Origin of the sequence: Dyella humicola (assembly GCF_026283945.1) — a bacterium.
Lineage (GTDB): Bacteria > Pseudomonadota > Gammaproteobacteria > Xanthomonadales > Rhodanobacteraceae > Dyella > Dyella humicola.
The window spans coordinates 2,316,304-2,335,150 of sequence record NZ_JAPDPC010000001.1 but is presented as its reverse complement, the minus strand read 5'-3'; the positions used below and the strand labels follow the sequence as shown (position 1 = coordinate 2,335,150).

Annotated in this window: 19 protein-coding genes; 7 read left to right on the top strand and 12 right to left on the bottom strand. The window is 60.5% G+C overall.

From position 1 onward, the window contains the following. Positions 1 to 455: 455 nt before the first annotated feature. From OUZ30_RS10415 to OUZ30_RS10405, 3 genes are all read right to left on the bottom strand, one after another. Positions 456 to 1,157 carry a hypothetical protein gene (locus OUZ30_RS10415; protein ID WP_266182192.1) on the bottom strand — a complete coding sequence of 234 codons (702 nt, stop codon included), beginning with the start codon at positions 1,155 to 1,157 and terminating at the stop codon, positions 456 to 458. 119 nt (positions 1,158 to 1,276) lie between these two features. After that, positions 1,277 to 2,137 carry an alpha/beta fold hydrolase gene (locus tag OUZ30_RS10410; protein WP_266182191.1) on the bottom strand — a complete coding sequence of 287 codons (861 nt, stop codon included), beginning with the start codon at positions 2,135 to 2,137 and terminating at the stop codon, positions 1,277 to 1,279. Between the two features lie 300 nt (positions 2,138 to 2,437). Further along, on the bottom strand, positions 2,438 to 3,190 hold the full coding sequence (locus OUZ30_RS10405; protein ID WP_266182190.1) for an HD domain-containing protein: 753 nt from the start codon (positions 3,188 to 3,190) through the stop codon (positions 2,438 to 2,440). Positions 3,191 to 3,234: 44 nt separating this feature from the next. On the opposite strand from OUZ30_RS10405, the gene OUZ30_RS10400 reads away from it, so the two are divergent. Beyond that, positions 3,235 to 4,203, top strand: a complete 969-nt coding sequence (locus OUZ30_RS10400; RefSeq protein WP_266182189.1) for a GlxA family transcriptional regulator — start codon at positions 3,235 to 3,237, stop codon at positions 4,201 to 4,203. A 39-nt stretch (positions 4,204 to 4,242) separates the two neighbouring features. Here OUZ30_RS10400 and OUZ30_RS10395 read toward each other — a convergent pair whose 3' ends face one another. From OUZ30_RS10395 to OUZ30_RS10385, 3 genes are read right to left on the bottom strand one after another with little or no spacing between them, the layout of a single operon-like run. Then, positions 4,243 to 4,917, bottom strand: a complete 675-nt coding sequence (locus tag OUZ30_RS10395; protein ID WP_266182188.1) for a response regulator transcription factor — start codon at positions 4,915 to 4,917, stop codon at positions 4,243 to 4,245. A gap of 39 nt (positions 4,918 to 4,956) precedes the next feature. Continuing rightward, complete coding sequence (locus OUZ30_RS10390) at positions 4,957 to 5,316, bottom strand: response regulator (protein ID WP_266183158.1); 360 nt, start codon at positions 5,314 to 5,316, stop codon at positions 4,957 to 4,959. Between the two features lie 5 nt (positions 5,317 to 5,321). Next, a complete protein-coding gene (locus OUZ30_RS10385) occupies positions 5,322 to 7,625 on the bottom strand; it encodes a PAS domain-containing sensor histidine kinase (protein ID WP_266182187.1) in 2,304 nt (767 codons plus the stop codon). A 1,109-nt stretch (positions 7,626 to 8,734) separates the two neighbouring features. On the opposite strand from OUZ30_RS10385, the gene OUZ30_RS10380 reads away from it, so the two are divergent. Beyond that, complete coding sequence (locus tag OUZ30_RS10380; protein WP_266182186.1) at positions 8,735 to 9,409, top strand: type 1 glutamine amidotransferase domain-containing protein; 675 nt, start codon at positions 8,735 to 8,737, stop codon at positions 9,407 to 9,409. Between the two features lie 217 nt (positions 9,410 to 9,626). Here the strand turns inward: OUZ30_RS10380 and OUZ30_RS10375 are convergent, their stop codons facing one another. Beyond that, the gene (locus OUZ30_RS10375; RefSeq protein WP_266182185.1) at positions 9,627 to 10,112 is read right to left on the bottom strand and encodes a cupin domain-containing protein; all 486 of its coding nucleotides are present in this window, start codon (positions 10,110 to 10,112) and stop codon (positions 9,627 to 9,629) included. Between the two features lie 372 nt (positions 10,113 to 10,484). Here OUZ30_RS10375 and OUZ30_RS10370 point away from each other — a divergent pair, with 372 nt between their 5' ends. From OUZ30_RS10370 to OUZ30_RS10360, 3 genes are all read left to right on the top strand, one after another. After that, positions 10,485 to 11,321 carry an enoyl-CoA hydratase/isomerase family protein gene (locus tag OUZ30_RS10370; RefSeq protein ID WP_266182183.1) on the top strand — a complete coding sequence of 279 codons (837 nt, stop codon included), beginning with the start codon at positions 10,485 to 10,487 and terminating at the stop codon, positions 11,319 to 11,321. 47 nt (positions 11,322 to 11,368) lie between these two features. Next, complete coding sequence (locus OUZ30_RS10365) at positions 11,369 to 11,758, top strand: GlcG/HbpS family heme-binding protein (RefSeq protein ID WP_266182181.1); 390 nt, start codon at positions 11,369 to 11,371, stop codon at positions 11,756 to 11,758. Positions 11,759 to 11,854: 96 nt separating this feature from the next. Next, positions 11,855 to 12,823 (top strand): SOS response-associated peptidase family protein, encoded by a 969-nt coding sequence (locus tag OUZ30_RS10360; RefSeq protein ID WP_266182179.1) that lies wholly within the window; start codon positions 11,855 to 11,857, stop codon positions 12,821 to 12,823. 118 nt (positions 12,824 to 12,941) lie between these two features. Here OUZ30_RS10360 and OUZ30_RS10355 read toward each other — a convergent pair whose 3' ends face one another. Further along, positions 12,942 to 13,283 carry a carboxymuconolactone decarboxylase family protein gene (locus OUZ30_RS10355; protein WP_266182178.1) on the bottom strand — a complete coding sequence of 114 codons (342 nt, stop codon included), beginning with the start codon at positions 13,281 to 13,283 and terminating at the stop codon, positions 12,942 to 12,944. A 21-nt stretch (positions 13,284 to 13,304) separates the two neighbouring features. Further along, positions 13,305 to 13,718: a (R)-mandelonitrile lyase gene (locus OUZ30_RS10350; protein WP_266182177.1), complete on the bottom strand. Its 414-nt coding sequence runs from the start codon at positions 13,716 to 13,718 to the stop codon at positions 13,305 to 13,307. Between the two features lie 211 nt (positions 13,719 to 13,929). Here OUZ30_RS10350 and OUZ30_RS10345 point away from each other — a divergent pair, with 211 nt between their 5' ends. Beyond that, on the top strand, positions 13,930 to 14,829 hold the full coding sequence (locus OUZ30_RS10345) for a LysR family transcriptional regulator (protein WP_266182176.1): 900 nt from the start codon (positions 13,930 to 13,932) through the stop codon (positions 14,827 to 14,829). A 107-nt stretch (positions 14,830 to 14,936) separates the two neighbouring features. Then, positions 14,937 to 15,764, top strand: coding sequence for an SDR family oxidoreductase (locus OUZ30_RS10340; RefSeq protein WP_266182175.1), 828 nt, complete (start codon positions 14,937 to 14,939; stop codon positions 15,762 to 15,764). Positions 15,765 to 15,831: 67 nt separating this feature from the next. Here the strand turns inward: OUZ30_RS10340 and cyoD are convergent, their stop codons facing one another. The 3 genes from cyoD to cyoB are packed head-to-tail and all read right to left on the bottom strand — an operon-like array spanning position 15,832 to position 18,833. Further along, positions 15,832 to 16,212 carry a cytochrome o ubiquinol oxidase subunit IV gene (cyoD, locus tag OUZ30_RS10335; RefSeq protein WP_266182173.1) on the bottom strand — a complete coding sequence of 127 codons (381 nt, stop codon included), beginning with the start codon at positions 16,210 to 16,212 and terminating at the stop codon, positions 15,832 to 15,834. Continuing rightward, entirely contained in the window at positions 16,209 to 16,805 is a 597-nt protein-coding gene (cyoC, locus tag OUZ30_RS10330) for a cytochrome o ubiquinol oxidase subunit III (protein ID WP_266183157.1), read from the bottom strand. Before cyoC ends, cyoD begins: the two co-directional genes overlap by 4 nt. Positions 16,806 to 16,814: 9 nt before the next feature. Continuing rightward, positions 16,815 to 18,833 carry a cytochrome o ubiquinol oxidase subunit I gene (gene cyoB, locus OUZ30_RS10325; protein WP_266182172.1) on the bottom strand — a complete coding sequence of 673 codons (2,019 nt, stop codon included), beginning with the start codon at positions 18,831 to 18,833 and terminating at the stop codon, positions 16,815 to 16,817. Positions 18,834 to 18,847: the final 14 nt, after the last annotated feature.

Genomic DNA, 18,847 nt, shown 5'->3' with positions numbered 1-18,847 from the left:
CCGGTGTCAACGATTTTCGACATGCGCTTGGCGTCCTTTGCAGTGGCAGGAAGAGACGTGCGCGTGCGCTGCTGTCATTTCTCGGGGAGGCGCTAGCGCCCAGAGTCTAGGTCAGCGTTTCCTGCGAAGGAAATCGATTGTTTTGATGCGAACCATAGTCTGAGGCTATGGAATGGCGGCCGTGGCGGACGCTTGTTCGTGCTGTCGGAACGACGAGCAGAGGACCGGCAAGCAGGGGTTGATACCGCTCATCCCACCCCGTGCGTATGAATAATAGATTTATAATACAGTCACATAGAATTATAATCTCAAGTGAAAACTCACCTAAAGTTTCGCCCAGGATGGCGATGATGTCGCCGGCTTGAAGAGGGGCAGCCAGGGCCAGTGCGCTGCCTGGCTTCGCGGTCAGGCAGTCTCCAATGCGCTGACGCCAGTGGAGTCCGCCTGCCGGATGGTCAGTGCGTGGAGTGCTCCGTTGCCGGGTCGTGCATCGGCTGCTGCGACAAGGCCTTGTCGAGGCGATCCTCCAGCTGTGCGAGATTGCCCTGCGATTCGTTGAGCATGGCGGACATCTGACCAACCACATGCAGGAATTCGCTGGGCTGGACGCTTCCCGCCCGAAGGTCCGTCAGTGCATCGATCAGACGCGGCCCATTGATCAGCAAGGCGATGTCGGCGCTCATGCCGATGGTGGCATCGCGCTGATAAGCGTAGACGGCTGCATAGCGACGTCGACGCTCCGTGTCGATCCAGCCCGCAGACTGGTCGGCCACGGCCACATCCCACGCTTCGTGACGCAACGTGGGCCAGCGAAGGTTGAGGTTGAAATGGTTTGAACCCGCCACTGAGTGAATGTGCTCCGCGATCTGGGCGTCCGGCACATCGGACTTGACGTCCTGCACCAGGTCGCCCAGCACGCTATCGAGCATCTTCGATTGCGCGGCATCCTGCATGCGGGCGGCGTGGACATCGGCGAGATTGAGCCGGATTTCCTCTTCAATCTGGGCACTGGCTCTCTGTGCCGCGTGATGCTCGTGCGCGCTGATAATGAGCTGTTCAAGGCCAAGTGCAGTGAGAATGCTGAGAACAATCATCAGGTAGTGCTTGATGAAATCCTTGAATGATCGAAGCTGTGCTTCCGGCAGTTCGAGGTGCATGGCGTACTCCCGTCACGATGGACCTTGTGCGACGCGAAATCGGCCGATTGCCAGCAGTCGCGCGCACGCTTGAACGGTGCGCTTCTTTTAGAGCTGGGCGGACATGCCCGCCCAGGCACTCAGGCGCTATGGCGGCTGAGAAAGTCGCTCATCAGCCTGGCGATCTCAGATGCGTGCGTTTCCAGAGCGAAGTGACCGGTGTCGAGCAGATGCACCTCGGCCTTGGGCATATCCCGCTTGTATGCGTGCGCGCCCGGCGGAACAAAGGCTGGGTCATGCCGGCCCCAGGTGGCCAGGAACGGCGGCTGGTGGTCGCGGAAATACGCCTGGAACTCGGGATACTTCGCCAGGTTGCTGCGATAGTCGAGAATCAGGTCGAGCTGGATTTCCTCGGCACCGGGACGCGCCATGTAGGCAATGTCCAACGTGTAGCCGTCAGGCGACATGTGCTCGGCGTTCACGCCGGTGAGATATTGCCAGTTCTTGATAGTGTCGGCGGAGAGCGAGGCGCGACAGGCCTCGCGATGCGCCTGAGTCGGTTCGCGCCAGTAGGTCTGCCAGGGGCCCCACTCATCACTCAAGCCTTCGAGGTAGGCATTGCCGTTCTGGCTGACGATGGCGATGACTCGCTCGGGATGCGCGACTGCCAAGCGATAGCCGGTGGGCGCGCCGTAATCGAAGACATAGAGCACGTAACGCTTCAATCCAATGGCCGACACAAAACCGTCGATGATTTGGGCCAGATGGTCGAACGTATAGTTGAAGGTATCGCGTGGCGGGGACCTGGTTTGGCCGAAGCCAGGCAGATCCGGTGCAATCAGGTGGTAGTGCGGAGCCAGCAGGGGGATCAGGTCCCTGAACATATGGCTCGATGTCGGGAAACCATGCAGGAGCAAAATCGTGGGTTTCTCAGGGTTGCCTGCTTCCCGATAGAAGACCGCGACATTGTCGACGTGCTGCGTCTTGTAGGTGACTTGCATGCTACGCCCCCCCCCTCTGGCCTGAGTGGCTGATGAGCGGCATGCGCCCGGGCGCGTTGCCTGACGAAACGTGATCGTCGTGGCTCGCAGACACACGCACGCCCGACACACCAGGGCACCGAGGCTAGAGCGATTTGACGCCGCTGCCTATTGCACCAAAGGTCAGTAGATCGCCGGCTGCGTGGTCATGGTCAGTCCGGCGATGGGGAAGGGAAGGTCTCGCTGTCCTTCAAGTGGCCGTGCTTCGAAGCCGGATCACTGGCGCCCGGTAGCTCGCCCTGCCACGCCCGACTTCAAGGCTCAATTTGGCCATGCCGAACCCAGGATGATGCTGCAGAAATTGCCGCGATGGAAATGCGGATCCTTGAACGCCATCACGTCGGCCTTGACGTTGCCGAAGGTCGTGTCCGGCTTGTGCCGGATGCCCTGGTAGAAAGCTTCGATGATGTCCTGCTTGAACTGCGTCCCGCGCGGATGCGCTTCGACGATCGACGCACGATCGCCGTCATCGACATTGGGGAAGCCCAGGCCCATCACGTCCATTTCGACGCCCGCCGTGAGCAGCGCCACTTCGGGCTTCATGAACTCAGGAATGCCCGGTGTCGTATGTAGCGCGATGCTTGTCCAGACGAGGTCGACGGTGTTTTCGGCAATGCCGTGACGACGCAGGAAATCCGCTGCCGTGTTGGCGCCATCCACCTCGAAACGCTTGTCGGGGCTGCTATGCGCAGGCATGAGCCCCATGTCATGAAACATGGCGGCCAAATAGAGAAGCTCCGGATCAAACTCTCGCTGCTGCTTCTTGCCAGTCAGGGCGCCAAACAAAAAGACCCGGCGCGAATGGTGGAAAAGGAGATCAGTTTCGGTGTCCCTGACGAGATCAGTGACTTCACGGGCCAGCTGGCTGTCCGGAATCTGGATTCCTGCAATGGTGGTCATGTGTGTACTCCAGGCGTGAGATTGGTGGATGCGAACGCGTGTCCGCGTTGTAGCCACCATTGAAACCTCAAATTCACATGGCATGTATTGAAGTGATATATCAAATCGTGCCATTGTGTAGCTCATCAAGACATGCGCGTGCATCTGCGCCAACCGACATGCCCAAGACCATCGCCATCCTCGCCTGTCCAGGCGTCCAGCTTCTGGATGTCTCGGGCCCCCTGGACGTGTTCGCCGAGGCGAATCGGCAGGCCGGCCAGAAGGTCTACGAGCTGTTGGTGGTCGGAATTTCCGGGCGCGCCATCGAAAGTTCCTCGGGCGTTCGCTTGATGCCCGATGCGACCCTGCGCGATGCGCTGGGCCGGCTTGATACCGTGCTGGTGGCCGGCGCGCCCAGCCTGCCCGAGGCATCGGTCAACCTGACCGTGCTCGAGTGGCTCCGTGGCGTTGCCCGCAAGAGCCGGCGCTTCGGTTCCATTTGCAATGGCGCGCTCGTCCTGGCTGCCAGTGGCCTCATCGAGGGGCGCCGGATCACGACGCACTGGGGTGTGGTCGAGACTTTGCGCCAGCGACACCCGGACGTGATCGTCGAACCTGACGCACTGTACGTGCGAGATGGACGCGTGTGCACGGCCGCCGGAGTCACCGCGGGAATGGATCTGGCCCTGGCGTTGGTCGAGGAGGATCTCGGCCGCGACCTGGCCATGCGGGTCGCTGGCCAGCTGGTGATGTTTTTCAAGCGACCGGGCGGGCAGCTGCAATTCAGTCGACATGGCGAGGTTGAGCTGGCAGGCCACGCGGCCATACAGGCTTTGCAACGCTGGATCGGCGCCAACCCCGCGGAGAACCACTCGGTGGCTTCGCTCGCCCGCCGCGCGGGCTTGAGTCCGCGCCATTTTGCGCGCGTGTTCCATCAGGAAGTCGGCGTCCCGCCTGCCGAGTACGTCGAATCCGTTCGCGTGGAAGCCGCGCGCCGATTGCTTGAGATCGGCAACGACGCGCCCAAGCGGGTGGCCGGCCTTTGCGGCTACGCTGACGTCAACGGGCTGCGACGTGCCTTCGTGCGCAGGCTTGGCGTGACACCTGCCGACTATCGACGCCAGCATCACTCCGCCGACATGAGCTAGCACGACGGGATTGGCGTGAACGGCTGCGAGAAACATTCTTCAACGCTTGCCCGCATGCGCCTGGTCGAACCGTGCCGCCTTGTTTACCAGGTCGGCCAGCGAACCGGCTTTCATCTTGCGCATCACCTGGCCTCGGTGTGCTTTTACCGTGATCTCGCTGATGCCAAGCTCGCCGGCGATCTGCTTGTTCAACAGGCCCATGACCACCAGAGCCATGACCTCGCGTTCGCGCCTGCTGAGCGCTTCATAATGACCTTCGAGAACGCCCAGCTCCGCCTCTTGCTCAAGTGCAGAGTGGCTACGTTCGATGGCATGCCGTATGGCACGCAACAACACTTCGTCATCGAACGGTTTGGTCAGGAACTCGATGGCCCCTGCCTTCATCGCCTGGACCGTCATAGGCACGTCACCGTAACCCGTGATGAAGATGATCGGCATATCGATCCGATCAGCAGCGATGAGCTTTTGCAAATCCAGGCCGCTGAGATCTGGCAGCGAAACGTCCAACACCAGGCAGCTCGGAGCGAAGATTCGAGGTTGCGCCAAAAAATCCCGGGCGGACGCAAACGTCTCGGGCTGCCAGCCTTCGAAACGGATTAGCGCATCAAGCGATTCACGCACGGAAATGTCGTCGTCAACGACAAAAACGATAGGGGTGGCCGGCGGAATGGTAGCTGGTTTAGCTCCATGGCCGGATTCATTGAACAAACGCATGGTTGTCTCCGGAAGCAAGAGCGCGACCCTTCGCCCACTTCATTGAATGGCCGCATTGAGTGCTGCGAGCAGCACCGTCTCGCTGAATGGCTTGAAAAGGCAATCTACCGCGCCCCGCTTGAGCGCAAGCGCCCGAACGGTTTCGTCCCTGCTGGCGGTTATGAAAACGATGGGGATATGCCGACCGCTGAGCGCCAGTTCACGCTGAAGGTCGAGACCGGACATGCCAGGCATGGCTATATCGAGAATCAGGCACTTGGCCGTTCCGAGGCAATCGGAAGTGAGGAACTCTTCCGCGGACGAGAATGCCCGGACCGAAAAACCAAATTCGGTGAGCAGGTCGGGCAGCGATTCACGAACGGACTCGTCGTCATCCACAACCGTGATTAAAGGGTGCATGGCTATCACGGATTCCCCGTAGTGCGCGTTGTATCCGTTCCGCCAGGCATATCCGTCGCGGCCGCCCCGTCTCTTTCCGCCTCATCGCTGCTTGCGCGAGGAATGGAAAACCAAAAGGTCGCGCCGGGCCCATCATTCGCAGTCGCCTGCAACTGCCCATGATGCCGCTCGACAATGGATTGGCTAATAGATAGCCCAATACCCATGCCGCCACCTTTGGTTGTGAAGAACGTCTCAAACATCTTGCTCACAACCTCTGGCCCGAAACCCACTCCCGAGTCCCGCACGGTCAGTCGGACAAAGTCGTCTCCATCTTCTTCCGTGCTAATCACAATTTTCCTGGGGCGGTCATCGACATCGCTCATGGCCTCTGCAGCATTCAGAAGCAAGTTCAAGATGACCTGCTGCAGTTGGACTCGGTCGCCAGTGACGGGCGGGAGGTCGTCGGAAAACTCTGTCCTCAACATCACCCGGCTACTTTTTAGCGTGCTCTGCGTAAGCGCTATCACTTCTTTCGCAGCCTCGTTTAGATTCACCCATTCGGCAATCGAATCCTTCTTGCTAAACAGGGCACGTACGCGTGTGATGACATCGGAGGCGCGATGGCCGTCGCGGATGGTTCGCCTCGCCGTTTCGAGCGCGCCGTGGACGTTGGGAGGATCGGCGGCCAACATCCGAAGGCAGGTGCTTGCATTGGTAATGACGCCCGACAGCGGCTGATTCACCTCGTGCGCGATCGAGGCCGTCAACGCGCCGAGGCTGTTGACCTTGGCCATGCGGGCCAGCTCAGAGCGCAGCGCACCGAGCGTCTCTTCCGAGACACGGCGCTGCGTCACGTCCTGGATCGCGCCGATATACTCCCGTCCTCCGTATCGACCTCGCGTACTGTGGGAAACGACGTGCAGGTACTTGATCGAGCCGCCAGGTGTCAGCAGTCGAATCTCGTAATCATGGTCGGCACCCGTGTCTCGCGCATCAGCCTTTTTGTCGGATAAGAGCGGAATGTCATCCGGGTGGATCCGATCGGCGATCCGCTCCAGCGTAACGACCGTGCCTGGCTCGAATTCGAAGATGCGATAAAGCTCTTCCGAAAATACTATGGCGTCGGTTTCCAGGCACCAGGAGAAGCTGCCGGTCAAGCTGGTGCGTTGGCCCTCGGCGAGAAAGGCCTCACTGCGTCGCAGCTTCTCCTCCGCCCGTTTCCGGTCGTCGATATCGATACTGATGCCGTACCACTTGATGATGCTGCCGGACTCGTCCCGCAGTGGGTTGACACGAAACAGAAACCACCTGTACTCACCGTCGAAGCGACGCAGTCGGGCTTCGGTTTCTCCAGGCGTTTGCGAGGCCATGATGAGTTGCCACCAGGCAGTCAAATCATCTACGTCCTCAGGGTGGAGCGCGACCGTCAGGCCCCATTCGTTCGCCTGTTCTGCAGATAAGCCGACGTAGTCAAGATAGTGTTGGTTGAAGAACTCACCGGAGCCGTCGGTACGCGCAGACCATGCCAGCGCCGGAATCGTATTGATGATCGAGCTGAGGTCGGGCTCGGCTGCGCGCAGCACGTCTCCAGGCGGCGTTCGATCATCGATATCGATGAGCAAATGGAGCCAACAGAAAATGCGGCCTCGCGTGTCTCGAACGGGCATGCCGGCAACGTTGAACCAGCGGTAGATGCCATCATATCGGCGATGGCGACTCTGAACGCTGTAGGCAGAACCCGTTTCGTGCGCCTTCAACTGCACCGCGAGCATGCCCGGACGATCATCCGGATGGGTGAGGTTGCAGACTTTCAGGCCTTTCAGTTCATCGAGCGTTTTGCCGAAGTAATCGAGGGTAGGTTGATTGAGGTCAAAAACTTCACCCGAGGGCGTCGTGACCGCGACAGGAAACGGAAAGCTGTCGATGATGACCGACAAATTGAGTTCACCTAGTCGCGAGGTTCTCTCAGCTCGCCTGCGTTCCTCGATGTCGGTGTTGATGCCCCGCCATTTGAAGACACGCCCGGACGGGTCCGTCAACGGACTCATTCTGAAAAGTAGCCAGCGATAATCTCCATCGCAATGGCGCATTCGCACCTCGAGCTCCCCCGGTTTGCCGGAAGCCACCATCGAGTGCCAGCCTTGAAGTAACGTGGGAAAATCGTCTGGATGGACCACAGACTTCCACGCGTGGCCCTTGGCCTCCTCGATGCTTAGCCCTGTGTATTCACACCAGCGCTTGTTGATCAAGCCCACGCTTCCCTCGGGAAGTGTCGTCCACGCGAACCCCGTGAGCGCGTCGAAGATCCTGATCAATTCGTTTTCCACTGCATTCTTCCTCGAACGTTATGCGCCACTCTTCAGAGGTCCGTCCATCGTACTTTGGTGTTGGCACAGGACCGGCGGCCGCGCCGTGCAATTCGGCGCCGAGGGAAGTGTCAAGCTTGCAGGCGCGCTTGGGGACGCCTTCATCGTCGACCTGGACGCCGGATAGCGATCGCACCCTCTCTCGGGCCATCCATGGGGCCAAAGATGAGGTGCGAATGCTTCCTCAAACGCGCTGGTCATGCCGCGCCGCGTCAGGGCGTGTCTACGTCATCGTCCAATACATTCCAATCGGCACATGTGTGGAAACGACCAGTTTGCAATAGCGCGCGTTGGTACATCCGTGCACGGCGGATGACTGAGACGTGAAAGTACTGCCAACGGTGTCGTTTAAATTCGCCTCATGCCACTCGCTGCGCTAGCCGTAGTACGACTACGACGCCTTCATTGTTCGGTGAGAAGCTCAGCATGAAGAGGAATCACGAGGCCAGGCCGAATACTGCCAAAGCCTCCTCCCGCTTCGGCACGATCTATGCTGGGTGGTATGCGTCGCGTGGGCATGGCATCGCGTCTTGCGCCCGCATCCGCGATGTCGATCACGAGCGTCCAGTTTCCCTCAAGCTAAAAAGTTCGCTCAAGGTAATCGACCCTAGGGCTCTCCCCTGGGCAAGCATGCTGGTGTGGGTGATAGCGCGGAACAGACCTATCGGGTTCGCGAGATTGAAGCGGGTTCCCGACGTGGATCGCGACCGATACCAAAGCTGCATAGACGATAACCCGTGGTCAGGCGCACGCTCGCAAAATGTGCGAGCGGCGCGAAAGGGTCGCCATATGTGCGGAGTCTCAAAGACGTCAGATCGTCATGGCATCAGAATTCATCCGATCCAGTCGATGGCAGTTACTTACTGCATCGGTACGCGCCCGCGGCGACTTGCGTCTTCCTGTCGTCTTCGACGCATGCCTCGGAAGTCTCGCCAGCGCGAGGCGCTCTGGCGACAGTGCCTCTGCGTTGAAAGTCATTGGATACGGATGGCTCGTTCCGGCAAGGTTCGTGCTCCCGGTTCCTGGTTAGTGATATTCAATCGAGCGTCACCCTGCCAAAGGAAAAATGCATGAAGATACTCATGGTACTCACCTCTCACGACATCCTGGGAAGCACCGGGCGCAAGACCGGCTTTTGGCTGGAAGAATTTGCTTCCCCGTACTTTGTCTTCACCGATGCCGGGGTCACGGTAACGGTGGTATCCCCGAAGGGCGGCCAGCCTCCGATCGATCCCAAGAGTGACGACCCCAACAATCAGACGGCTGCGCAGACTCGCTTCAAGGCGGACAAGAAAGCCCTAGCGGTGCTGGCCAGCACCCTGCGGCTTGATTCCGTCTCGTCCAAGGATTTCGACACGGTGTTCTATCCCGGCGGGCACGGCCCCATGTGGGACCTCGCAGAGGATCCGGTTTCCGCCAAATTGATCGAATCGTTCTATGACAGCGGCAAGCCTGTCGCCGCGGTCTGCCATGCGCCAGGCGTGCTGCGTCATGTCAAGTACAAGGGAGAGCCGATCGTAAAGGGAAAGCGCGTTACTGGATTTACCAACACCGAAGAGGAGGAAGTGCAGCTAACCAAGGTTGTGCCGTTCCTGGTCGAAGATGAATTGAAGCGTCTCGGTGGATACTTTCAAAAGACCGATAACTGGCACCCGTTCGCCGTCGTCGATGGTCGCCTCATTACGGGCCAGAATCCTGCTTCCTCTACGATTACAGCAGAGGCGCTGCTCAGCGTTATGAAATGAATGCTTTCGTTGCATAAGAAGACCCGCTCTCGCCGGTCTTCTTATGCGGCTGCGCCGTTGAATCATTGACGGCGCATGCGCTGACGACGTGGGCGTTTTGGCCTTTGAGCAACGTGACGCCTCCAGTACCTGAGCAGCCTACGGGGCTGCGGCGCTCTACGCGGAGGTCGAGTGAATCGCGCCGGCTTGCCCATTGACGGATGTGCTCCCCCATTGGCTAATTTTGGCGCGGATCGTCCTTGGCCTCGACGTACTCGATGCCGAGCGGGCCATAGCCAGAGACCTGCGTGACATACTCCCCCGACTTTGCCCAGTGAAAGTGGGGTGTGTTCGCTGGCAGCACGACGACGCTGCCCGGCGGATAGGCAACGAGCTTGGTTTCGTCGAAGGTCTTTCCCAGGCCGATGTAAAAGACGCCTGAGATGACCGTATAGACGCGATCCTCGGGGTGCGTGTGAGGCATGAGTTTCACGCCGGCGGGCACTTTTACGCGCACCACGTAAGGTCCTGGCTTCCGAGTGTCGCCGACCAGCACGGCCAGGCGTGCCGTGGGAGGGAAGGCCGGGAAGGGCTCCCACGTTACGTCTTCCGGCAATACGGTACCAAAGGTTTTCGCGGGCAAGCCGGTTGCGTAAGCCAGATGAGGTGCAATCCATGCGATTGAACCCATGATCACTGGGAGAAGCATCTTTTGAAGAAGCATGGCACTACTCCCGATCACACGATTGCACCTCAATCCGCGCTTGCCCGTGACCTTCGAAATGACCGCTGATCAGAAGCGCCGCGCGTAACCCGGAAAGGCTCTTGCTGCGGCCATGACTGTTTAGCTCCACGAAGTTATCGGAGACGACGACGTAACCGCCATTGCACCAAGGTGTCAGCCATGCCCCGGACTATCTGGAAACGCATCGTGCCGGCGACAGGAAAGGGCAGGGAGGGTATTCATCCGGGGCTGAGGTTGCACGACTAAGCCCCATTCATACGATGGTCTCGGCAATACCTTCGTGTAATGGCGCGACCCGGAAGCCGGCGCTAAACCTGAAGCCCTAGCGCGAGTCGCCGATAAGAGGCCCCAGTGAACGCGACGACGAACTCCACTCAGATTCAGGTTGCCAAGCGGTCCCCTGCCTATTGGCGTGTCACGATCGACAACCCGCCGCTTAACGTCATGGGCCCGCCGATGGTCGTGCAGTTCCACGAGCTCATCGACGCCCTCGAGGCCGACGAGCAAGTCAGGGTCGTGGTCTTCGACAGCGCGGTGGACGGCTATTTCCTGAATCATTCCGATTTCGAGGCCAGGATCGAGGATCTGACCTCGCTGCCGGCCGGCCCAACCGGGTTGCCGCAGTGGCCGGACTTCCTGGCGCGGCTGACACGCGCGCCCGTCGTCTCCATCGCCCTCATCCGCGGGCGGGCAACCGGTAATGGCAGCGAGCTCACACTCGCCTGCGACATGAGTTTTGCCAGCCGAGAAAAAGCCATCCTTTCGCAATGGGAAGTCGGCGTGGGCTTGGTCGCCGGCGGAGGTCCCATGGCGCGGCTGCCCCAGCTCATCGGCCGGAACCGCGCGCTGGAAGTGCTTTTGAGCTCCGAAGACATCAGGGGCGACCAGGCCGAGGCCTATGGCTACGTGAACCGAGCGTTGCCCGATGCCGAGCTCGAAGCGTTCGTGGAAGCGCTGGCGGCCCGGATCGCCAAGTTTGACAAGTGGGCCATCGCCAACACCAAGCGTCTCGTCAACACCACGCTACCGCCCGACGTCGAGCTTGGCGCCGGGTGGGACGCGTGCCTCGCGTCTATAGCGCGGCCCGCCGCGCAGCAAAGCTTCAAGGCCTTGTTCGCGCTTGGCTTCCATAAGCCGGGAGATGTCGAAAATCGTCTCGGTTACTACCTAGGCCAGATCGAGCGCTAGGTCAGCGCGCGAAGTGGTTTCTCGCCGCTGCGGAAGAGGACGAACGTATGGATCTGCTCACAACTGCAAAGGCGCTGGCCGAGCGCGTGGAGGCCGAAGCGACGCAGGTCAAGGTGCCCGTTTCAGTCTGCGTCATCGACGTCCACGGCAACCTTGTGCTCCAGCATCGCATGAACGGCGCGCCGCTCTTCTCGCTCCAGATCTCCGAGCGCAAAGCCTATACGTCAGCGCTCATTGGGCTACGCACCGCCGATCTCGACCCGCTCACGCAGCCAGGACAGCCGCTCTTTCCGCTACTCGCGTTGGCCGGGGGGCGCTACACCGCCATGGGCGGCGGCGTGCCATTGTCACAAGATGGCAAGGTGTTCGCCGGCGTCGGCGTCAGTGGTGGAACGACTGAGCAAGACATCGCCATCGTCGAGGCGGCGGTCCGATAGGGCCCAGTGCAAGCGTCCGCGCTGCGATGCGCCGATCGCTGTAGGGGTAAGCTGTTTCTCCCGCGGGCGCCAAACCCGCCAGCCGAGCACCTGACCATGTGCTACTCCGCCCAGATCGCCGCCGACTACGACAAATTCGTGCGTGAGTGGGGCGCCGTCATCAGCCTCAAGCGCTTCGTGGAGCTGTTCTGGGAGAAGCGCAAGGATGGCCAGTGGGTGAAGATCCCCAAGTCGATGCGGGAGGCGTTCCGAAAGCCCCGTGGCGAGGACGCATTCGCGCTCGCCAAATTGGTCGCCGAGGGCGACCGCGAGCAGATCGAAAAGTATGAGGCCGAACTGCAGGCACAGAACGAACGCTTGGCGAGGGCTGAGGCAATCCTCGCGAGACCGAAGCCCACGAAGACGGCCGCCAAGGATCGGGATGTAGCTAACAGAAAGATCCAGGCCGCCCAACGCAATCTCGATGACATGCACCGCAAGGAGCCCCTGGACAAGGACTCCCGCATCTACCCCGGCCAATATGCGCCGGTCATGATCGAGAAGGACGGCAAGCGCATCGTGGTGCCCATGCGCTATCAATGTCGGCTACCTGGCTGGACCGAATCGATGGAGCGGCAGAAGCCTGGGACCTATAACGCCAGGCGGGACAATCTTGAAAAGGCCTGGGGAAAGCTGTTCGGTCACCGTCACGGCATCATGATCGTGACCCGTTTCTACGAGAACGTGGCCCGCCACAAGATGGAGGGCAGGGAACTGCGGCCGGGCGAGCGAGAGGAAAACGTCGTATTGGCGTTCGACCCGCAGCCGCCGCAGGAGATGCTGGTGGCGTGTTTGTGGAACCTGTCGCCAGCCGGCGACCATGGCGCTGATCTGTTCTCGTTTGCGGCGATCACCGATGAGCCGCCGCCTGAAGTGCTGGCCGCGGGCCATGACCGCTGCATTGTTCCCATCAAGCCGGAATTCGTCGACGCGTGGCTCAGCCCCGACCAGAACAACCTGAAAGCGCTGTACGACATCCTCGACGACAGGGCGCGTCCTTATTACGAGCATCGGCTGGCGGCGTAACGCTCGGCTACTCGTTCGGCGTTACGCAGTGCCAGGCGTCGCTACGCTGCATCCGCGTCGGCTCGGAGATTGGAGCTGAGCGCTGGCGACCACGTTGCCGCAAGAGTGTCGTCGGAAATCAGGCCTCATCCTTAGCCTCTTCAATCTCATTGAAGACCCGACGCGCGATCTGCAGCGCCGTACTGGCAGATGGCCAGCCAGCATAGAAAGCGAGATGGGTAATCAACTCGACCAGTTCATCGCGCGTGACGCCATTATGGATGGCGAACTGAAGATGAAAGGGCAGCTCGTTATGACGATAAAGCGCGACAAGACTTGCGACGGTGATCAGGCTGCGGTCGCGCGGACCCAGGCCGGGTCGCTTCCAGACATCTCCAAACAGTACGTCATCGGTGTAAGTGGCGAGCGCCGGCGCGATGTCGCCAAATGCCTGGCGTGCGGGTGAGATTTGGTCAGGCATAAGGGGTTCCTCGAGGATTATTCAATCGGTGACAAGCGGCCCTGAGAGGTACTGTTCGTCCGTTACCGGTTCCATCCACACCACGGCCTTGCCATCAAGTGACTCGGCAATGGCTACGTGCGACATCGCCGTCGTCGCGGTGGCGCCATGCCAATGCCGCTTTCCGCACGGACACCAGATGACGTCGCCCGCACGAATCTCGGTGCGAGGGCCACTCTCGCACTGGGTCCAACCCACGCCTGAGGTCACGACCAGCGTCTGACCGAGCGGATGGGTGTGCCATGCGCTTCGTGCACCTGGCTCGAACGTGACGATGGCCCCGCCTGCGCGCGCAGGCGCCTCGCCTTGAAAAAAGCTGTCGATCCGAACCGAGCCGGTGAAGAACTCACTCGAACCTTTCACGGAGGCTTGGGATCCGTTGCGGGTGATTTTCATAAATGGACTCCTGGTGGCGCGCTGGATGCTATGGCTTAGAAGCAGTGACCCGGCTATCTGCCTTCCGGGTGCAATCAACCATGGCAGCCCGTTCGCCTTTTGCGCTCAAGGACTGGGCCGCTTGCCCTGGTCAGGTGGGAACATGCTAGGCCCGGTCGGATTGTTTGATAATACGCATTTCGCTTGATGCAGTTGTGAGGGTGGCTCAGCAATGTCTCGGATCAACATCAACGATCTAGTGGCCTTTGTCGCGGTCGGGACCGAGCGCAGCTTTACGCGCGCGGCTGCAAAACTGGGTGTGACGCCTTCCGCGCTAAGTCACTTGATACGCGCGCTGGAGGATCGCGTTGGCGTTCAATTGCTGGTAAGAACCACCCGAAGCGTGGCACCCACGGAGACCGGCGAACGCTTTCTCCGTTCGCTGTCTCCATTGCTTGACGAGCTCGAGGGCCAGCTGGTTGCGTTGGGTGAGCTTCGCAACAAGCCGGCGGGCACCGTGCGAATAACCGCCGACGAACATGCAGCCGAATCGATCTTGTGGCCGGCGCTACGCAAGTTGCTCCCCGCCTACCCGGACATACACGTGGAAATCGTCGTCGACTATGGACTTACTGACATCGTCGCCGAGCGCTTTGATGCCGGCGTCCGTATTGGCGGGGCCATTGCCAAAGACATGGTCGCCATCCCGATAGGACCGGCGATGCGACTGGTGACTGTTGGCAGCCCCTCATACCTCGCCAGGTATCCTCGCCCGAAATCGCCTCAGGATCTGACTACGCATCGGTGCATCAACCTTCGTCTACCTACTTACGGTGGACTCTTGCCCTGGGAGTACGAGAAGCGTGGACGCAGCCTTCGCGTGCGTGGGGAAGGGCAGGTTACTTTCAACAGCTCGAGCAGGGTTCTTGCTGCCGCGTTGGACGGCTTCGGCCTTGCGTACTTGCCGGAACGCATGGCCGCTCCTCATATCGCGCGCGGCAAGCTCGAGGAAGTGCTGGGCGACTGGTCCCAGCCGTTCGCTGGTTATCACCTTTACTATCCCAGCCGGCGGCAGAAGAGCTCAGCTTTCAAAATCATTGCTGACGCGCTGCATTACAGCCCAAACAAATAGGACCATTGGACCGATCGCAGGGTGCCCGCCGCGCTCAACCAAGATATGGCGCGCGGCACTGTTCGAAAGGCCAAAAACTACTTGTCCGGTTTCACTGGGAGACACCCATGAGTGACGTTATCGTTGTGATTGGCACGGGGTCGATTGGTCAAGCCATCGCCCGGCGCGTCAGTGTCGGAAAGCACGTCTTGCTGGCCGATCTCCGCCAGGAGAACGCGGATGCTGCGGCTCAGGTTCTCTTCGATGCCGGATTTACCGTCAGTACGACCACCGTCGATGTGTCTTCGCGTGCGTCCGTGCACGCACTAGTCGAGAAAGCCACGGCGCTAGGCGATGTGACGGGTGTCATTCACGCCGCCGGCGTATCCCCATCGCAGGCATCGCCCGCGACGATTTTGGCCGTAGACCTGTATGGCACGGCACTCATTCTCGAAGTATTTGGAGATGTCATCGCTCGCGGTGGCTCTTGCGTCGTCATCGCCTCGCAATCTGGCCATCGCCTTGGCGCTCTCTCTGCCGACCAGAATGAGGCGCTGGCGAAAACGCCGGCAGAAGAGTTGCTGTCACTTCCGTTTCTCCAGCCCGATCAAGTGAAGGATTCGCTCCACGCCTATCAGCTGTCCAAGCGTGGTAATTCCTTGCGTGTGATGGCCGAGGCCGTGAGGTGGGGAAAGCGCGGCGCGCGAGTGAACACCATCAGCCCGGGCATTATCTTTACCCCGCTCGCGAGGGATGAGCTAAGCGGTCCGCGAGGGGAGGGCTACCGACGCATGATCGAGTTGTGCCCGGTGGGGCGCGGCGGCACGCCCGATGAGGTCGGCACGGTTGGTGCCCTCCTTATGGGGCCGGAGGGCACCTTTATTACCGGTAGCGATTTCCTGATGGATGGCGGTGTCACCGCCTCATATTGGTACGGCGAACTTGCACCCAAGTAACTCTGGGCGGCGTCAAGGTTGGTCGGCTGGCGCCGTTTCCCGGAGCGAGGCGCCGCGGCTCGCGCCATCATGGTCGATTAAGGGCCTCCTGCGTCGACATGGGCATCGGCATCATGTTGACGTTGGCGTTATGCATGACCCACAGCGACCCGGCGACGAGGATCGCGATGAGCAGTGTCGTGCAGACGAAGATCCCGGTGTTCGCTCGTTGCGATTTGGCCGATCCAAGATGCAGGAAGTACACGAGTTGCACGTAGAGCTGCGCCACACATAGCACGACGATGGCTGCCAGGCGGGCCGGGTGTGGCACCTGGCTCGTCATCACCACGCCGAAGGCGGCGGCCGTCAGCATCAGCGAGATCAGCAGACCCCCGACATACGTACGCAGGCTGCCGTGCGATTCGTGCGCGTCAGCAGATATCGCGTGGCCGGAGCGGGATGTGTTCATAGGAATTCACGCAGATAGACGAAGGTAAAGACGCAGATCCAGATCAGGTCGAGGAAATGCCAGAACAGACTGAGGCAGGCGAGGCGCCGATGCGCGATGCCGTCCAGGCCGTAGCGCACGACCTGATGCATCATCACGGCAAGCCACAGCAAACCGCAGGCAACATGCAGTCCGTGCGTGCCCACCAGGGTGAAGTACGCGGACAGGAAGGCGCTGCTGGTCGGGCCGGCACCCGCGTGCACCAGGGCGACGAACTCGTGTACTTCCATGCCGACGAAGGCGAGCCCCAGTGCAAAGGTAACGGCCAGCCAGGCGAGCAACGCCTCTTTACGGCCGGCGCGTGCCTGGAGCATGCCCGCGCCGAAGGTGAAGCTGCTCAACAGCAAAAGTACCGTTTCGCCGAACACATAAGGCAACTCGAACAGCTCCTTGCCGTTAGGCCCGCCGGCGGTGCTGCCAACGAGGACGCCAAACGTCGCGAACAGCACCGCGAAGATCAGGCAGTCGCTCATCAGGTAGATCCAGAACCCGACGGTGGTCGTCGACGCGGTATCGTGGGCGTCGGTGTGGTGAGAAGCGTGATCCAAGCTCATTTCCATGATTCAGGCCGCCTTCTCGATGCGCTGGGGGCGAAGTTCCAGTGAAGACGCGGAGGTCCACCGGCGAGCGAAGCGCTCGTGCTCGATGCGCGCCACTTCAGCGGCGGGCACGTAGTAGTCCACGTTGCGATCGTAGGTGCGGGCGAGGAAGGCACCGATCACGCCGATCAGGGAGACGGCGGCGAGCCCCCAGATGTGCCAGACCAGCGCAAAGCAGAGCACCAGCGACACCATCGCGATGATGAAACCTGCGCCGGTGTTGCGCGGCATGTGGATATCCTCATACGTCTCGGGCTGCGTATAGGCGCGGCCGGTGACCTTGTCATCCCAGTGTTGTTCCAGCGAGGTGATCTGCGGGATGTGGGCGAAGTTGTAGAACGGCGCGGGTGAGGCGGTCGCCCATTCCAGGCTGCGGGCATTCCATGGATCGCCGGTGATGTCACGGTTCGCATCGCGACGGCGGATGCTCACGGCAAACTGGATCAACATGGCGACGATGCCGGCGCCGATGATCACCGCGCCGCACAGCGCCACAATGAGCCAGGGGTGCCAGTCCGGATTGCTGTAGTGGTTCATGCGACGGGTCATGCCGTCGAAGCCGAGCACGTACAGCGGCATGAAGGCCAGGTAGAAGCCGATCTGCCAGCACCAGAACGAGACCTTGCCCCAGAACTCGTCGAGCGTGAAACCGAACACTTTGGGAAACCAGAAGGTGATGGCGGCCAGGCAGCCAAACACCACGCCTCCGATGATCACGTTGTGGAAGTGGGCCACCAGGAACAGGCTGTTGTGCAGCACGAAGTCCGCACCCGGCACGGCAAGCAGCACGCCGGTCATGCCGCCCACGGCAAAGGTCACCATGAAGCCGACCGTCCACAACGTCGAGGAGTGGTAGCGGATCCGCCCCCGGTACATGGTGAACAGCCAGTTGAACAGCTTCACGCCGGTCGGGATGGAAATGATGGACGTCATGATGCCGAAGAATGCGTTGACGTTGGCGCCCGATCCCATGGTGAAGAAGTGGTGCAGCCACACGAAAAACGACAGCACGCCGATCGACGAGGTGGCATACACCATCGACTTGTAGCCGAACAGCGGCTTGCCCGAAAACGTGGCGATGATTTCCGAGAACGCACCGAAGCACGGCAGTATCAGGATGTACACCTCCGGGTGGCCCCACACCCAGATCAGGTTGATGTACATCATCGCGTTGCCGCCGAGCTCGTTCGTGAAGAAATGCATGCCCAGGTAGCGGTCGGCCGTGAGCAGGGCCAGCGTCGCGGTGAGCACGGGGAACACGGCGATGATCAGAATGTTGGTGATCAGCGCGGTCCAGGTGAACACCGGCATCTTCATGAGGTCCATGCCGGGCGCGCGCATGCGCAGGATGGTCACGACCAGGTTTATGCCGGTCAGTAGCGTGCCGAGTCCTGAGATCTGCAAGGACCAGATGTAGTAGTCGACGCCGACCGTGGGGCTATAGCCAAGCTCGGAGAGCGGCGGATAGGCCACCCAGCCGGTCGCCGCGAAGTCACCCACGAACATCGACATCATGACCAGTACCGCGCCCACCGCCGACAACCAGAAACTCAATTGGTTGAGGAACGGAAACGCCACGTCGCGCGCACCGATCTGCAGCGGCACGATGACGTTCATGAGCCCGAGAATCAGCGGCGTGGCTACGAAGAAGATCATGATCACGCCATGCGCCGTGAAGATCTGGTCGTAATGATGCGGCGGTAGATAGCCCGCCGCATCGTTCGCAGCAATCGCCTGTTGCACGCGCATCATGATGGCGTCGGCGAATCCGCGCAGCAGCATCAACAGCGCAAGGATGATGTACATGACGCCAATGCGCTTGTGGTCGACCGAGGTCAGCCACTCGGTCCACAGATATTTCCATTTGCCGAAATAAGTGATCGCGCCGAGCAACGCGGCGCCGGCCAAGGCCACCACCACCAGCGTGCCCATGATGATGGGCTCGTGGTAGGGGATGGCATCCAGTGTGAGTTTTCCGAACATAGCTGTTTACTCGT

Excerpts from the sequence above, each read along its gene's own strand:
- OUZ30_RS10350 (WP_266182177.1), bottom strand. The coding sequence starts at position 13,718 with ATGAAAATCACCCGCAACGGATCCCAAGCCTCCGTGAAAGGTTCGAGT.
- OUZ30_RS10360 (WP_266182179.1), top strand. The coding sequence starts at position 11,855 with ATGTGCTACTCCGCCCAGATCGCCGCCGACTACGACAAATTCGTGCGT.
- OUZ30_RS10395 (WP_266182188.1), bottom strand. The coding sequence starts at position 4,917 with ATGCGTTTGTTCAATGAATCCGGCCATGGAGCTAAACCAGCTACCATT.
- cyoB (WP_266182172.1), bottom strand. The coding sequence starts at position 18,833 with ATGTTCGGAAAACTCACACTGGATGCCATCCCCTACCACGAGCCCATC.
- OUZ30_RS10380 (WP_266182186.1), top strand. The coding sequence starts at position 8,735 with ATGAAGATACTCATGGTACTCACCTCTCACGACATCCTGGGAAGCACC.
- OUZ30_RS10365 (WP_266182181.1), top strand. The coding sequence starts at position 11,369 with ATGGATCTGCTCACAACTGCAAAGGCGCTGGCCGAGCGCGTGGAGGCC.
- OUZ30_RS10410 (WP_266182191.1), bottom strand. The coding sequence starts at position 2,137 with ATGCAAGTCACCTACAAGACGCAGCACGTCGACAATGTCGCGGTCTTC.
- OUZ30_RS10400 (WP_266182189.1), top strand. The coding sequence starts at position 3,235 with ATGCCCAAGACCATCGCCATCCTCGCCTGTCCAGGCGTCCAGCTTCTG.
- OUZ30_RS10345 (WP_266182176.1), top strand. The coding sequence starts at position 13,930 with ATGTCTCGGATCAACATCAACGATCTAGTGGCCTTTGTCGCGGTCGGG.
- OUZ30_RS10355 (WP_266182178.1), bottom strand. The coding sequence starts at position 13,283 with ATGCCTGACCAAATCTCACCCGCACGCCAGGCATTTGGCGACATCGCG.
- OUZ30_RS10415 (WP_266182192.1), bottom strand. The coding sequence starts at position 1,157 with ATGCACCTCGAACTGCCGGAAGCACAGCTTCGATCATTCAAGGATTTC.
- cyoD (WP_266182173.1), bottom strand. The coding sequence starts at position 16,212 with ATGAACACATCCCGCTCCGGCCACGCGATATCTGCTGACGCGCACGAA.
- cyoC (WP_266183157.1), bottom strand. The coding sequence starts at position 16,805 with ATGAGCTTGGATCACGCTTCTCACCACACCGACGCCCACGATACCGCG.
- OUZ30_RS10405 (WP_266182190.1), bottom strand. The coding sequence starts at position 3,190 with ATGGCACGATTTGATATATCACTTCAATACATGCCATGTGAATTTGAG.
- OUZ30_RS10390 (WP_266183158.1), bottom strand. The coding sequence starts at position 5,316 with ATGCACCCTTTAATCACGGTTGTGGATGACGACGAGTCCGTTCGTGAA.
- OUZ30_RS10375 (WP_266182185.1), bottom strand. The coding sequence starts at position 10,112 with ATGCTTCTTCAAAAGATGCTTCTCCCAGTGATCATGGGTTCAATCGCA.
- OUZ30_RS10340 (WP_266182175.1), top strand. The coding sequence starts at position 14,937 with ATGAGTGACGTTATCGTTGTGATTGGCACGGGGTCGATTGGTCAAGCC.